The 14,746-nt window shown below is 47.5% G+C and carries 10 protein-coding genes; 5 read left to right on the top strand and 5 right to left on the bottom strand.

The genetic code is table 11. From position 1 onward, the window contains the following. Positions 1–28 precede the first annotated feature (28 nt). Complete coding sequence (locus ACEW9O_RS14670) at positions 29–1,528, bottom strand: phage tail sheath family protein (RefSeq protein WP_373550926.1); 1,500 nt, start codon at positions 1,526–1,528, stop codon at positions 29–31. A gap of 155 nt (positions 1,529–1,683) precedes the next feature. On the opposite strand from ACEW9O_RS14670, the gene ACEW9O_RS14675 reads away from it, so the two are divergent. Both ACEW9O_RS14675 and ACEW9O_RS14680 read left to right on the top strand, forming a co-directional pair. Next, complete coding sequence (locus ACEW9O_RS14675) at positions 1,684–3,798, top strand: hypothetical protein (RefSeq protein ID WP_373550927.1); 2,115 nt, start codon at positions 1,684–1,686, stop codon at positions 3,796–3,798. Between the two features lie 370 nt (positions 3,799–4,168). Next, complete coding sequence (locus ACEW9O_RS14680) at positions 4,169–5,695, top strand: sodium:solute symporter (RefSeq protein WP_373550928.1); 1,527 nt, start codon at positions 4,169–4,171, stop codon at positions 5,693–5,695. Position 5,696: 1 nt separating this feature from the next. Here ACEW9O_RS14680 and ACEW9O_RS14685 read toward each other — a convergent pair whose 3' ends face one another. After that, the gene (locus tag ACEW9O_RS14685; RefSeq protein WP_373550929.1) at positions 5,697–6,416 is read right to left on the bottom strand and encodes an anti-sigma factor domain-containing protein; all 720 of its coding nucleotides are present in this window, start codon (positions 6,414–6,416) and stop codon (positions 5,697–5,699) included. Positions 6,417–6,648: 232 nt separating this feature from the next. Between ACEW9O_RS14685 and ACEW9O_RS14690 the strand changes: the two genes are divergently transcribed. Beyond that, a complete protein-coding gene (locus ACEW9O_RS14690; protein WP_373550930.1) occupies positions 6,649–7,674 on the top strand; it encodes a WG repeat-containing protein in 1,026 nt (341 codons plus the stop codon). A 145-nt stretch (positions 7,675–7,819) separates the two neighbouring features. On the opposite strand, the gene ACEW9O_RS14695 is transcribed toward ACEW9O_RS14690, so the two are convergent. The 3 genes from ACEW9O_RS14695 to ACEW9O_RS14705 are packed head-to-tail and all read right to left on the bottom strand — an operon-like array spanning position 7,820 to position 10,250. Next, the gene (locus tag ACEW9O_RS14695; RefSeq protein ID WP_373550958.1) at positions 7,820–8,467 is read right to left on the bottom strand and encodes a phosphatidylserine decarboxylase family protein; all 648 of its coding nucleotides are present in this window, start codon (positions 8,465–8,467) and stop codon (positions 7,820–7,822) included. A gap of 10 nt (positions 8,468–8,477) precedes the next feature. Continuing rightward, a complete protein-coding gene (locus ACEW9O_RS14700; RefSeq protein ID WP_373550931.1) occupies positions 8,478–9,311 on the bottom strand; it encodes a phosphatidate cytidylyltransferase in 834 nt (277 codons plus the stop codon). A gap of 15 nt (positions 9,312–9,326) precedes the next feature. Continuing rightward, on the bottom strand, positions 9,327–10,250 hold the full coding sequence (locus tag ACEW9O_RS14705) for a lysostaphin resistance A-like protein (protein WP_373550932.1): 924 nt from the start codon (positions 10,248–10,250) through the stop codon (positions 9,327–9,329). Positions 10,251–10,609: 359 nt separating this feature from the next. Between ACEW9O_RS14705 and ACEW9O_RS14710 the strand changes: the two genes are divergently transcribed. Next, positions 10,610–11,329, top strand: a complete 720-nt coding sequence (locus ACEW9O_RS14710) for a pyridoxine 5'-phosphate synthase (protein WP_373550933.1) — start codon at positions 10,610–10,612, stop codon at positions 11,327–11,329. Between the two features lie 223 nt (positions 11,330–11,552). Further along, on the top strand, positions 11,553–14,741 hold the full coding sequence (locus ACEW9O_RS14715) for a SusC/RagA family TonB-linked outer membrane protein (protein ID WP_373550934.1): 3,189 nt from the start codon (positions 11,553–11,555) through the stop codon (positions 14,739–14,741). Positions 14,742–14,746 lie beyond the last annotated feature (5 nt).

Here is a 14,746-nt window from a genome sequence, read left to right on the forward strand (position 1 = left end):
TTGACTTACGCCTTGAAAATTTGATCACTTATGACTCCTGCATTTTTTGCTGGAAGGTAATTACGATGAATTCTGCTGGGCGTGTTACCGCGATTTTTACGGTAATGCGCATGATGCCGTCCAGGATATCGACTGGACTCATCGTAGAACCCAAACCTACATCCACACTGAAGGCCTGCTCAGGAGAAGCTCCAGCCAAAGCTCCACCTTGCCATACATTGGTGAGGAAGTTGGTGATCAAGGCCCGCAGGTTGGTCCAGGTGGTTTGGGTATTCGGTGCAAAAACATAGGGTTCTGCCGCATACTTGATGGATTGTTCGATAAAGATGACTGTTCGGCGAACACTGATATATCGCCAATCCTGGCTGTTGCCATCCAGGGTTCGAGCACCCCAAACCAAGACTCCTTTACCTGGAAAAGTGCGGATGGCGTTAATCGCTTTACCATCGAGAGGAAGGTTCAAATCTTCCTGTTCTTCGTCGGTGATGTTTACACAAGGTTTGTTGACGGAGCCAATGCTGATGTTAGCAGGAGACTGGAAAACGCCGATGTTGTTATCTACCATTGAATAAATACCTGCTATACCGGCACTGGGTGGTAGAAGGTTGATTTTGGCCCGGATGCTTTCCATGATGGTTTTGTAGAGTGGGCATACGACCAGCAGGGTTTGATTCAAATTGGTATCCGCGGCTGTAGTGCCTAATTTTTGAATTTCGGCTTTGACTTTTTCGGCACGCTCGTCGTCAATGAGTTTAGCTTTACGATTGTCGTCAACTTCTTTTTCCAATAGTTTTTTTAATGAATCAATGGCCTCGGGGGCAAGATTGACAAAACTCACGCTGTCGGAGCCGACGATTGTCGTTTCCAGCCAGGGATAATACGCAGCGCCCCACTGTAAATTATGGTCTCCAATGTTGCTGCGGTAAGCTTCTGCATTTTTATGGGGGTCTGGTTCCGTTTCCGCATTTTCATTCATGTACACATCAAATATGGCAAAGCGATTGGACATTTTGCTGCAATGTGCCAACATGGCTTGATGCAGCTCGCCATAAACATCTTGCCCCAGCAACATCGAATCGGGAATCACCAACATGGTTGGTTCTGGCTCTTTTTCCAGGGTGTCTATCCCGATGGTTGCTTTGCCAAAAAAATCTTCTTTTTTTACGGCCTGAGCATAATTGCCAATTGAAACGATGTAACAATCCGACCCTCCATTGGCAAAAAAGAGCTTCATGCTGTAAAACAGCAGATAGCGTGTGTTTTCGGTTACGGTTAGTTTATAGTTTTTATCTGGATCTGGATTTTCAGCCAATCCGTAAGTTGTATTTGGCCCTTCGCCAAAGTACAACAAGTACTCGCCGAAAGAAGAAATGCGGGTAGGAACGTTTTTAAGGTCTTTTTTATCCATAACCGCTTTTTCGGTATAGCCTACAAATGCGGGAACCGCAGTAGGAACGGGGACAACAGAGTTTGGGAACGCATTTTTTTCCTCTATGTAGACCCCAGGTGTTTTGTACATGTTGGCCATACGAACCTGAATTAGATGTTCAGTTTAATCTCTAAATTTACAAATTAGATTCACTTTCTCAGTTCAAATTTCAGGACAGCACAGGAAAGTCCCCAATTCTTCAAAATGTACCTTTATTTTGTCGCTGTTCCTAAATAGCTTTCAACCTACGTCAAATGGTCAAATATTTTCTGCTTTGGGCACTTGTATGGATGTGCATTAGCCCGATTAATGGGCAAAAAGCACCTAAAATCGACCGGGAAAAACTGGTCAAACGCCACAACATCAGCCACGCTGAAATCACCCCTTTCAGCCCGCTCTCCGTAGGCAATGGTAAATTTGTGTTCACTGCCGATATCACGGGCTTACAGACCTTCCCGGAACATTACGAACCCGGTATTCCCTTGGGTACCCAATCCGACTGGGGTTGGCACTACCCCTTGAACCCCCGCGGCTATAAGTTGAGTGACATTCTAAAGCCCTATCAGGTTGGAGATCGCGAGGTCAACTACGCCTGGCGCCACAGCATGGCCAGCGATACCTTCAAAGCGAAAGCTTCGGACTGGCTGCGCGAAAGCCCCCACCGCATCCATTTGGGCATGATTGGCCTGGAAATGAAAAAAAAGGACCAAAGCCCGGTAAGCATTGAAGACCTAAAAAATCCCAAACAGGAACTGGATCTTTGGACGGGCCGGATGAGCAGTACCTTTGAGATAGAAGGTCAGCCGGTAAAAGTTGAAACCCTGGGCAATCCAAATCTGGATGGATTTTCGGTACAAATTACCTCACCTTTGGTGGAAGAGGGCCGCCTCAAAGTCAAAATCCGCTTTCCTTTTGGCATTCCCCAGCGCCTGAGTTATAGCTTCGCCCAGAATGACCAACACCGCAGTGTGTTGTTGGACAAAAGAAACCAGCGGGCCCTGTTCTCCCACCAGCAGGACAACGACTTGTATTACATTGGGGTTCGGCACAGTGCGGGCGAAATTCAGGCGGGAGGCGCACATACCTGGTTTTTGGTGCCAGATAACAAGAAGCCACGCTTTGAATGCAGCCTGGTTTTTAGTCAATATGACTTTCCGCTGAACCGCATTCCCCATCATGACAGCATCCGCATTGCCAATGTACAATCCTGGTCTCGTTTTTGGAAAAGTGGGGGTGCTATCGATTTTTCTCAGTGTACCGATCCTCGCGCCAAAGAATTGGAACGCCGGGTGGTTTTGTCCCAATACCTCACCCGCATCAACTGCGCCGGAACCCTTCCCCCTCAGGAAACGGGCCTGACGTACAACAGTTGGAATGGCAAATTCCACCTGGAAATGCACTGGTGGCACGGGGTACATTTCCCGATGTGGCAACGCGCGGAATACCTGCGGCCCCAAATGACTTATTACAAGCGGATTCAGGAAAAAGCCAGAGTCACTGCCCAAATGCAGGGTTATGCAGGTGTACGCTGGCCTAAAATGACTGGCCCCGAGGGCGACGAAAGCCCCAGTGGAATTGGCCCTTTCCTGATCTGGCAACAGCCCCATTTCATTTATTTGGCTGAACTCTTGTACCAGGATAAACCCAATAGAGCTACCATTTCACAATACCAGGATCTGGTTTTTGCCACCGCGGAATTCATGGCCTCTTATGCGCGTTGGGATGAAAAGCGCCAGCAATATGTACTGGGCCCAGCCTTGATCCCGGCGCAGGAAAACTTCCGCCCGGAAACAACGATGAATCCTCCCTTTGAATTGACCTATTGGCGCTGGGCCTTGCGCACTGCGCAGGAGTGGCGCAAACGGGCTGGCCTGGCTCCAAACGACCAATGGCAAAAAGTCATTGATCAATTGGCCCCTTTGGCGACCCGTGACGGCTTGTACCTCTTTGCGGAAAATGCTGTGGATAGTTACCTCGATTCCGCGTATTTGCACGACCACCCCATGATTGCGGGCACTTTTGGGATGTTGCCCCCTTCCCCGGAAGTGGATCCAAAAATCCTGGAAAAATCTCTGGATGCCCTCTGGACCAAATGGGACTGGCCCAGCACCTGGGGTTGGGATTACCCCATGCTCGCGATGAGCGCTGCCCGAATGAAAAGGCCCGACTGGGTGGTAGACTACCTCAGCATGAAAACCGTCAAAAATACCTACCTCACCAATGGCCACAATTACCAACGTTTCGACCTGAGCATTTACCTGCCGGGAAACGGAGGATTGTTGGCTGCTGTTGCGATGATTTGTACCCAGGATGCCTGGCCGAAAGACGGTACTTGGAAGGTGAGGTGGGAAAAACTCAGAAGCTTATAAACAGTTCGTCATCCCGAATTTTGAAACTCCAACCGCGGTAGCGGTTGAATCTTGCATAGCCGCGGTCGTCCGCGGGCTTGAAGGTTATGCGAGGTTCCGCAACCGCGGCAGCGGTTGAATTTCGCCCCAATTTGTTCAACCGCTGCCGCGGTTGTGATACATTCCACTGTTCATTTTACCGCGGACGACCGCGGCTATGCAAGATTGAATCACTCCGTGATTCTAAATGCTTTAATGCTTGAGTGAAATAAAACAGCCGTTTTGCAGGACAAGAAAAAGGAGAGACAGGACGCTAACAGATTTAGAATTTATCCACAAAAACAATTTCTTTTTATCTTCATTGACTCAACTTCCAAATCAGCTTCAACCCATGCCCAATTCAGTCTCACTCCTCGACGGCCTCATCATCGTGGTTTATTTTTTGTTGATGGTCGGTGTCGGCGTGTTTTTTTCAAAACGCAACAACAGCTCTGCTCAATTTACCACCGCCAGTGGGCGGATTCCGGGCTGGGCCTTAGGTTTGTCGTTTTATGCTACATTTTTAAGTGCCATTACTTTTCTGGGGGATCCGGGTAAGTCTTTTGGCAGCAATTGGAATCCTTTTGTCTTTAGCCTTTCCATGCCTTTTGCGGCTTATATTTCGGCGCGTTTTTTTGTGCCTTTTTACCGCGAGCAACAGGTTGTCAGCGCGTACAGCCATTTGGAGGAACGTTTTGGGGCCTGGGCCAGGACTTACGCCATGCTCTGTTTTATCATGACCCAATTGGCGCGCATGGGGACTATTTTTTACGGAGTTGCCCTGATGCTGAACGCACTGACGGGTTATGGGATGCACTGGATCATTTTGGCCCTGGGCTGTTGCATCATTGTGTACACTGTCATGGGGGGCATGGAGGCGGTAATCTGGACGGAGGTCGTGCAGGCCATCATCAAAACCCTGGGCGCTTTGTTGATTTTAGGGATCGTTTTGTCACAAGTCAAGTTTTCCACCATTGTTTCGACGGGATGGCAGGAACACAAATTCAGCTTGGGCAGCTTCCGCCCTGATTTTTTCCAGAGTAGTTTTTGGGTGGTTTTTTTGTATGGGTTTTTCATCAACCTGACCAATTTTGGCATCGATCAAAACTACATCCAACGCTACCATACGGCTCGGAATACGCAGGATGCTTCGCGGAGCATTTGGTTGTGTGTGGTGTATTATCTCCCGGTCTCGATGCTTTTCTTTTTTATTGGAACGGCGTTGTATGTGTATTATCAACAGCAGCCCGACTTGATTTTGGAACTCAAACAACAAGTCGCTCTTGAAAAAGGCCTGGATTTGAATGGCTTGCAGCCTGCCGATTATGGCGATAAGGTTTTGCCTTTTTTTATCAAAACCCAAATTCCGACCGGGTTTCTGGGCTTACTGATGGCGGCTTTGTTGTCGGCGGCCATGAGCACGATGAGCAGTGGTATGAACAGCTCGGCGACTGTTTTTTTACAAGACATTTATCAGCGGTACTTTAACCCACAGGCAAGTCCTGCTCAGCAGTTGCGGGTACTGCGGATTGCCACGGTGGTCATGGGCTGTATGGGCATGGCTTTTGGCCTGGGTATGATCGGGGTGAAAAGTTTGTTGGACGCCTGGTGGAAAATGGCGGGTTTGTTTGCCAGTGGGATGTTGGGCTTGTTTTTATTGGGCTTTTTGAACAAGAGGGTAGGGGGCACGGCGGCAAAAATTGCGGCATTTTTGGGCCTGTTGCTTATTGCCTGGCTGAGCTTCAAGGACTTTTTTCCATTGGATTGGCAAAGCCCATTTGATTCAAAATTGACCGTGGTGCTGGGGACTTTGACGATTGTCGGCACCGGGGTATTGGTTCAAAGTTTGTTCAAAGCGAAAAATAGTAAAGAAAGTTAGCTTAAATGGCATGATTGGCAATCAACCTACTTACCGTAGGTTCGCTACTCCCACCCAATGGCTCAATGGTAATGTTGAGACTGGTCGCCTCATCCAAATATTTTAGATCTTGGTACTTATCCAAGTTGGTGCTAATTAGCCCGATGCTGATCATTTTCCCGGCCACATCGACCCAAATTTGGTATTGTTTGTCACTAGGTAGTTTGGGTAAATTAAATGGATTGAGCATGGCCTTTTTACTCGTTTTGTTCCAATAAACCAAGGCAGCGGCTTCTGTACTTGCAGCGGTTTGGGTGAGCACTACTGGCTGGGTTTGAGGGTCTTTGAGGAAAGCAATAATTTTTTCGCGGCTCTCACAAGTACTCAATTCAGACAACAAGGTTCGATTTTCTTCTTGCAAATTGCGCATCCGCAAGGCGGATAAGCCACACAACAGCGCTAGTGATCCAATCACGACCACACTCAACCAATTGATTTGTCCGTAAGCTTTGTCCTCGCTTGTATTTGTGGCAATCTGCGGTTCATTCGCTCCCTGCGCCGGAACTGGAATGTCCTGTTGCAAGGCGTATTGTTTGATGGCGTCGCGCAACTCAGTTACTTCCTGATTGAGTTCGGGGTACAAATCAAGGTGTCGCTCTACCTCCTGCGTTTCGTCAGGGTCGGTAATGCCTAAAACGTATTGCTCCAATAGTCCGGTTGCCAAAAAAGTCTGTTTATCCATAGTGTTGGTGTCGAAACAAAAGCAAAACAGTAAAATACAGAAAAGGTTGAGAAGGTTGAGGGAGGTTGAGAAGGTTTAGGCTACCGCGAGCGACTTGGGCACCATCGGCACACGCACACTAACACACACAAACACACACCCATTCTTGCGGTAGCCTAAACCTCCCTAAACCTTCTCAACCTTCCTCAACTTTTTCTTTATCTTCGCCCCGCGTTCTTCATCCCCGCAACCTATGGACCAGGCATTATTCAAGATCAGAGAAAAAGGAAAATTCGGTTTTATCAATCGACAAGGAGAGGTAGTTATTGAGCCACAATATTATGAAGCGGAAGACTTTTTTAATGGCTATTCCCGCATTCGCCTCAACGACAAGTGGGTGCCAATGGACACCTTGGGCCGTTTGTTGATCAAGCATTTTTTCAATTTTGTAGGCTATTTTGAAGAAGGCCTGGCTCGGGCACAACTGGTCAATCGTTGGGGCTACATCGATCCAAAATGCAACATTGTCATCGACATTCAATACGACCAGGCCGGTGATTTTAGTGAAGGTCTGGCCGCAGTGAGCCGTCGTCGCCAGTATGGTTACATCGACCCAGAAGGCGATTGGGTCGTACAACCCCAATACGAATGGGCTGGTTCTTACAGCAAAGGGCTGGCGCCAGTGGCATGGAATGAAGGTTCAGGATTTATTGAGCAGGATGGCTTTTTAGCCTTCAGTACACCTTATGAAAAATGTTTGCCTTATCAGCAGGACATTGCCGTTTGTGTGCACCGCCGCCTCTGGGGTTTGATTAATCGGCAGGGAAAGACCCTTTGTGAACCCCAATATTTGTACAAAGAAGGGATTTCCAATGGCGATTTTTTTGATGGGATGGCCATCATTTGCCGCGACAATCTTTTTGGCTTCATCAATCAAAAAGGGGAAGAAGTTGTGGCTCCACAGTATGAGGCGGTAGGTGATTTTAGTGAAGGTTTGGCTCCAGTGCAACAGGACCGACTATACGGCTACATTGATTCAACCGGACAAGAACTGATTCCCATCCAATTTCAGGATGCGAACGTGTTTTCGGAAGGGCTGGCTGCCGTGAACAACAAAGGCTCCTGGGGGTACATTGATCGCTCCGGTGAACTGGTGATTCCCCCGCTGTACCGCCAGGGTGGCGCGTTTAAAAATGGATTGGCGCTGGTTATCGCTGCGGGCAAGTGGGCGTATATTGATGCCAAGGGACAGCCGGTGTGGGTAGAAAATATCCGATAAAGAGGATAGCAGATTTTTTACTCGTTACTTAGGTGATTCCTTGAGTGTCTTAGGTTTCTTAGGTGGTGAAACAATTCCCTGCTGCGCAGGTTCTTTTCTTTTTTTACCACCTAAGAAACTTTAGAAACCTTAGATTCACCTCAGATTAACACACCGCAATCACATCCACATTCCCCTTCACTTTTTGCCCAATGCTCACCTTTACCTCAGCATCGAGTGGCAAAAACAAATCCACCCGCGACCCAAATTTGATGAACCCAAATTCCTGACCCTGCTCCAGGGTTTGTCCGGGCTTCACATAATAACGAATCCGTCGCGCTACTGCCCCTGCGATTTGACGCAGCAAAATTTCCACTTTGGCATTTTTGATTACTACCGTAGTGCGTTCATTTTCGGTAGAAGACTTGGGGTGCCAGGCCACCAGGTACTTACCGGGATGGTACTCTGCGTATTGTACGGTGCCACCAATCGCTGCACGGTTTACATGTACATTGAGTGGCGACATAAAAATCGAAACCTGCAATCTTTTTTCCTTGAAATACTCTGTTTCTTCCGCTTCCTCAATGACCACGACTTGCCCATCGGCGGGGGCATAAATGATGCCTTCACCCATCGTTGGGACAACCCGTTTTGGATTGCGGAAAAACTGTACAATCAAACCCCAGAAGCCCACACTGAGTAGACCCAACCAGGGTTGGAGAATCGGCAAAAACAGGGCACACAGAATATTAATCCCAGCAAGCAAAAGTGTGGCGATGAGAATGATGAGGTAACCTTCGCGGTGAATGCGTATCATTTTTTAGTCAATTTATTATCCAAAACAGATAGGCTGCCGAAAAAGGCAACTGAAACATAAACCCGTCAAAACGATCCAAAAAGCCCCCATGCCCCGGCAAAAGAGCACTGGTATCTTTGATGTTGATGCCTCTTTTGAAGCTGGATTCAACCAAGTCTCCAATTGAACCAAAAACAATCACGATAATGCCCAAGACCAACCAATGCTGGAAACCGAGTTCTGGGAACAGCCGCCACAAACCCCAAGCCACAATCAAGGTGAAAAAAGCTGCACCGAGGGAGCCTTCCCAGGTTTTTTTTGGCGATATTTTGGGAAAGAGGAGCGTTTTACCCAATTTTGATCCAACCAGATAAGCACTGGTATCACTCGTCCAGGTCATCAGCATGAGACCAAGTGGAATATGGAAAGAAAAATTTGAACCGATGAACGCGATGGCATTCAAAAGGGCAAAAGGTACACCTATATATATAATGGTCAGAAAGATGAACCCAACCTGTTGAAAAGCCTGGGTATTGCCTTGAGACAATTCGAAAACAAAGGGTAAAAACAACAAAGGAAAAAAGGTTAGCATCATCGGTAGCCAGCAATCATCGGGAATAAAGCCCAGATTGATTGCACTGAGCCAGGCGTAGGGAAGCAATCCTAAAAACACGGCGATAGATCGACGGATCAAGTCCTGGCGATTGTCTTCCGAAAAAGTTAATCCTGTAAACTCCCACAAGCACATGCCCGTAATGACGCCAAAAAGTAGCAAAAAGGGAATCTTACCTCCAAATACCCCTCCCAACATAATTAATACAAAAAATACGGCGGTGATTACCCTCAGTCGAAGACCTCCCATATTGTTTTTTGGTTTTTAGCTATTTTGCTGTTTATGTAAACGGCTCATATAATAGCCTACTACGATCAATATGACTAAGCCCAAGGTGCCCCCCAACCAATTGGGACTGTCGATGGCTTGATCGGGCGAAAATTGCTCCGCTTTTTCTCCCAAAAAATAATAAGCTACCACTTGTAAACTGTTGAACAAAAAATGAACCAGGATCGGCAACCACAAACTGCGCGACCAGTAAAACAAGTACCCCAAACCAGCCCCTAAAATCATACGTGGCAAAAAACCTACGAACTGCATATGGATGGCACTAAAAATGATGGCGGTGATCCAAATGCTAAGAATAGGGTTTTTAAAAACTTTGTTCATTTGTTGCTGCACAATCCCTCTGAAAACCAATTCTTCTCCCAGCGCTGCCACAACCCCCACGGTGAGCAAATTGAGCAATAACTCCGCAGGGCTATCCATGTGGAGCAATACTTTAACCAACTCGTTGGCGCTTTTTTCCATGTCTTTCATCCACATGGGCAGTGGCAATTGCTGATTGAGCCAATAGCTGGTTTGGGCAACGGGGAAAATGGCTAGCACAAATAAAACCCCTGCAGCTATAAACATCCAGTTGGGCCAATGCCGCAATTGTAGTTTTTGTAACCAGGAACGCCTGAAAAAAATTAGTGCAACCGCCAGGGCCCCACCCGTAAAAGCAAACAAGTGCGGAAAAAGATTGGCCCAGCGCGCCAAATTGCGTTGTTGCAAACTGGCGTCTTCCTTCATATTGCCTAAGAAGGATAATCCGTCCAATCCCTGGGCAAGCAGCAGGGCATTGATGAGCATCGATCCAAGGATCAAGCCAACGAGCATAAAAGCAACCAGGCAAAGTAGAACAATCCAGGGGGATGCCTCCTGGCTTTTGGCGGGCGATTCTGAATCCGGGAGTGGGTAATCCATGTATTTTTTTGGTAAAATTACGTAAAGTCCTTGATCAATCGGGGAAAAAATATCGAGCTTTGCGGGAAACCAGTCGAGAACTACCGTTAAACGTCGTTTAGGAATAAACGCTACGAAATAATTGGATTCAGCTTCGCCGAATCTTTTAAACACGACGACACAACGGTACGACGACACGACGTCCTCAGCGCTGCGCGCTGAGTGTCCCAACGCTTGGCGTTGGGTTGGAGCGGTAGCTATCGTCGTGTCGTTGTTTCGTTGTGTCGTCGTGTTTAAAACCATGCAGCGAAGCTGCGTAAAATAAAATTCATGCTTTGTCGATGCTTAAAGGTACTTCTCAACTCCTCAAAACTACAGCAATGGCAACCGTACGTCTAAGTGTCAACATCAATAAAATTGCGCTCATCCGCAACTCCAGAGGCTCCAATCAACCCGATCTCACCCAGATTGCCAGAGATTGTGAGGCGTTTGGTGCCCAGGGGATCACGGTACACCCCCGCCCTGATGAACGACACGTGCGTTTTGACGACTTACCTCTACTTAAGGACGTCGTGACTACCGAATTTAACATCGAAGGGAACCCTGATGCGCGGTTTATGCGGGAAGTCATCCAGGTTCAACCCCATCAAGCCACGCTGGTGCCCGATGGCCCGCAAGCGCTTACCTCCGATCAGGGCTGGGATACCACGAAATACCACGATTTTTTGCAGGATGTAGTCGCTCAATTGCAAGCAGCAGGTATCCGGGTATCTATTTTTGTGGACGCAGATGAGCGATTGGTAGAAGGTGCCAAAGCCGTAGGTGCCGATCGCATCGAATTTTATACCGGACATTACGCCAAAGATTTTTCGAAAAACCCCGCCGAAGCCGTTAAAAAACATGTACAATGTGCCCAACTGGCCGTAAACCTGGGTTTGGGCGTCAATGCTGGACATGATTTGAACCTCCAAAACCTTAATTATTACAAGAACGAAGTGCACGGTTTACAAGAGGTATCGATTGGTCATGCCCTGGTTTGTGATGCGATGTACTTCGGACTCCAAAATACCATCCAGATGTATGTGCGGCAATTGATTTAATTATCTTATATGAAAAAAAATATCCTTTTACGAAAGTGTTTTTCTACGGAAAAAATGGTAGGCTTGCAAAAAAAATGGCCAAACTTGGCTAATAATTGACAATTTTTGAATTATTTGACCTTAAATTATCAAAAATCGGGTAGCAAGCTGTATTATTCAGCATCTTTTTGTCGCCGACTGGTGAAAAGATATTTCATTTTTTTTAATGTAAAACAGCGATAGTATGAAAAAACACTTACTAGCACTTGTGCTGGTTCTGTTCGCATGTGTAGCTACATGGGCACAACGAACTGTTACTGGTAAAGTGATCGACAAGCAAGGAGAAGCCCTCATTGGCGCCAGCATCCTTGCAAAAGGTACTACTAGCGGTACCGTTACCGACATCGATGGAACATACAGCCTTTCCGTTCCCGCCAACGCTTCCATTCTTGTTGTTAGTTACACCGGGTACAATACTCAAGAAGTCACACTCGGCAGTTCTAATGCGGTAGATGTAACCCTCGAAGCAGGGATTACCCTCGAAGAAACGGTGATTACCGGTTTGGGGATCAAACGTTCAGAAAAATCAGTGCCTTATGCCGTACAAACGGTAAAAGCAGAAGACCTGAACGTGATCCGTCAGACCAACCTCAACAACGCCCTGGCCGGGAAAGTAGCTGGTGTGCAGTTGCGGGGACAATCTACCGTAGCACTAGACCGTAACTCCACCATTCGCATTCGTGGGGCGGGTTCCTTGAATGACAAGGCACCACTTTACGTCATCGATGGAACACCTTCGAACTCGATCGACTTCAACATGGACGATATTGAGACTTTGACCGTGTTGAAAGGACCAAACGCTACGGCCATCTACGGTCAGCGGGGTGATGCCGGGGTAATCGTGGTAACGACCAAAAAAGCTACCAAACGCCCAGGTATTGGCATCCAATTCAACCAAAGTACTTTCCTGGACAAGGTGTACATCCTACCCAAATACCAGAACTCGTATGCTGGTGGTGGTTCCGCCGATCTGATCAAGTTCTCCTGGGAAGAGGGGATGCCTGAAGAATGGAAAACTTTCGAAGGCAAGTACCATCACGACTATTCTGACGACGCCAGCTGGGGTCCACGGATGGCTGGTCAGGAGTACATTCCCTGGTATTCCTGGTACGTAGGCACACCTGTTTTTGGCGAAACGGCTAAATTGACGCCTCAGCCCAACAACATCCGCGACTATTACAACACCGGAGTAAGTACCAACACGAACCTGAACTTCACCAAAGCTGGTGATGGGTATTCTACCCGGTTATCCTTGACCAAACAAAATACCAAAGGTTTGTTGCCCAACTCTGGTTTGGACAAATACACTTTGTCTACTCAGAATACCCTCAACCTGAGCAAACACTTTGAAGTAGGTGCCAACATCAACTTTACCACGACTCAGGTAAAAGGTGAATTTTCAGATGGGTATTCCAACAACAGTACGGGTTCCTTCAACTCCTGGTTTCACCGCCACCTGGATATGGGTAAAATCAAGGAATACAGCAACTTGCGTTCACCTCAAGGCATCTTGGCTTCCTGGAACCACAACAACCCAGGTTCTTACCTGAGTTCTCCGCTGAATTTTTATGGCGCCAACTACTGGTACAACTTTTACAGCTACTTTGAGCAACTGGATCGGCAAAACAACCGCGAGCGTTTGTTTGGCGACGTCAACCTGACCTACAAGCTGAACGACAAGTTCCGGGTTTCTGGTTTTGTACGCCGCAACCAGGTGAATTCATTCTATGAAAACAAAGGCCCGGCTATCCTGCAAAACAGTGCCACGCAGACGGGATTCAGAGCCTTCTACGAGACGGGTCAGACTTTCTTCCGCGAAGACAACTACGAATTGCTGGCCGTTTATGCTGACCGGATTGGCGACTTACTCTCGGTTGAAATCAACGCAGGGGGCAACATCCGCAAAGAAACGGCTAAAAACTTTACGGGTGCTACTCAGGACGGCTTGAGTGTACCAGACCTCTTTACGTTGGGTAACTCCATCAAGCAGCCTTTCAATTTTGGTAACTTCCGTTCCAACAAAGAAGTACGCAGCTTGTACGCGCGTGGATCCTTTGGGTTGAAAGACATGTTCTTCGTCGACTGGTCGGTACGCAACGATTGGAGTTCTGCACTACCTGTTGAAAACAACTCTTACCTCTATCCATCGATCGGTGGTAGCTTTGTATTCAGCGAATTGACCAAAAATTCACTGCCTTTCCTGAGCTTCGGTAAAATCCGTGGTAGCTGGGCCCAGGTAGGTTCTGATTTGGATGCCTACCAGTTGGCCCTGACTTATGGCCTGGGTGCAGACCAATACAATGGCAACATCCTGATGGGTACACCCAACGAATTGGTAGACCCCAACATCCAACCTTCACTGTCTTCGGCCATTGAATTTGGGGTTGACCTGCGTTTTGCCAAAAACCGCCTGGGTTTGAGTGTAACCTACTACGATGAATCCAAAACCAATGAAATCCTATCCGTTTCAGTAGCCGGTGCGAGTGGCTTTACTACCAAAAAAATCAACGCTGGTCAGATTGACCGCAGCGGGGTAGAAATTCAATTGGAAGCAAAACCGATTGCAACCAAGGATTTCAGCTGGGACATGAACCTGAACTTTGCTAGGAACACGACCCAAATTGTTGAATTGGTGGAGGGCGTCGATGCATTCATTGCTGCTACCGGTACTTTTGGTACTTCTTCTGGTGCACGTTTGGTACACGTAGTGGGTGAACAATGGGGGCAAATTCGCGGTGGCGGCATCAAAAAAATTGATGGCAAAAATGTCGTAGACGCGAGTGGGCAGTTCGTCGCTGAACCGAATTCTTATTTTGGTACGGTTTTGCCTGATTTCACTGGTGGTTTTTTGAATACCATTGCGTACAAAAATTTCCAGTTGAACTTCAACATCGACTTCTCTAAAGGGGGCAAGTACTTCTCTTTGTCTGACCATTGGGGCACATTCTCTGGTTTGCTTGAACGCACTGCTGAACTGAACGACAAAGGAAATCCTTCTCGCGATCCAGTTGCTGATGGTGGTGGTGTACACGTACAAGCCGTAAATGCCGACGGTACGCCATTTGATGCCTACATCGATGCCCAGACTTACTGGCACCAGTTCCGTAGCCGCAACATCGCCGAAACCAATGTGTACGACCTGACCTTCATTAAACTGCGCGAAGTGAGCTTGGGCTACAGTTTGCCCGTGAAAAAGATGGGTTTGAGCAAATATGTTCAGAATGCTACCGTTTCATTGGTAGCACGTAACCCATGGTTGATCTACGCCAAGAACCGCGACTTTGATCCATCCGAGATTTCTGACTCTTATGGCGAAAACGGTCAGTTCCCAGGCACACGTTCCTTTGGGTTCAACATTTCTTTAGGCTTCTAAAACAA

The organism is Haliscomenobacter sp., from assembly GCF_041740695.1.
Classification (GTDB): Bacteria; Bacteroidota; Bacteroidia; order Chitinophagales; family Saprospiraceae; genus Haliscomenobacter.

Coding starts and splice junctions, on each gene's coding strand:
- ACEW9O_RS14670 (WP_373550926.1), bottom strand. CDS start 1,528: ATGGCCAACATGTACAAAACACCTGGGGTCTACATAGAGGAAAAAAAT.
- ACEW9O_RS14675 (WP_373550927.1), top strand. CDS start 1,684: ATGGTCAAATATTTTCTGCTTTGGGCACTTGTATGGATGTGCATTAGC.
- ACEW9O_RS14680 (WP_373550928.1), top strand. CDS start 4,169: ATGCCCAATTCAGTCTCACTCCTCGACGGCCTCATCATCGTGGTTTAT.
- ACEW9O_RS14685 (WP_373550929.1), bottom strand. CDS start 6,416: ATGGATAAACAGACTTTTTTGGCAACCGGACTATTGGAGCAATACGTT.
- ACEW9O_RS14690 (WP_373550930.1), top strand. CDS start 6,649: ATGGACCAGGCATTATTCAAGATCAGAGAAAAAGGAAAATTCGGTTTT.
- ACEW9O_RS14700 (WP_373550931.1), bottom strand. CDS start 9,311: ATGGGAGGTCTTCGACTGAGGGTAATCACCGCCGTATTTTTTGTATTA.
- ACEW9O_RS14705 (WP_373550932.1), bottom strand. CDS start 10,250: ATGGATTACCCACTCCCGGATTCAGAATCGCCCGCCAAAAGCCAGGAG.
- ACEW9O_RS14710 (WP_373550933.1), top strand. CDS start 10,610: ATGGCAACCGTACGTCTAAGTGTCAACATCAATAAAATTGCGCTCATC.
- ACEW9O_RS14715 (WP_373550934.1), top strand. CDS start 11,553: ATGAAAAAACACTTACTAGCACTTGTGCTGGTTCTGTTCGCATGTGTA.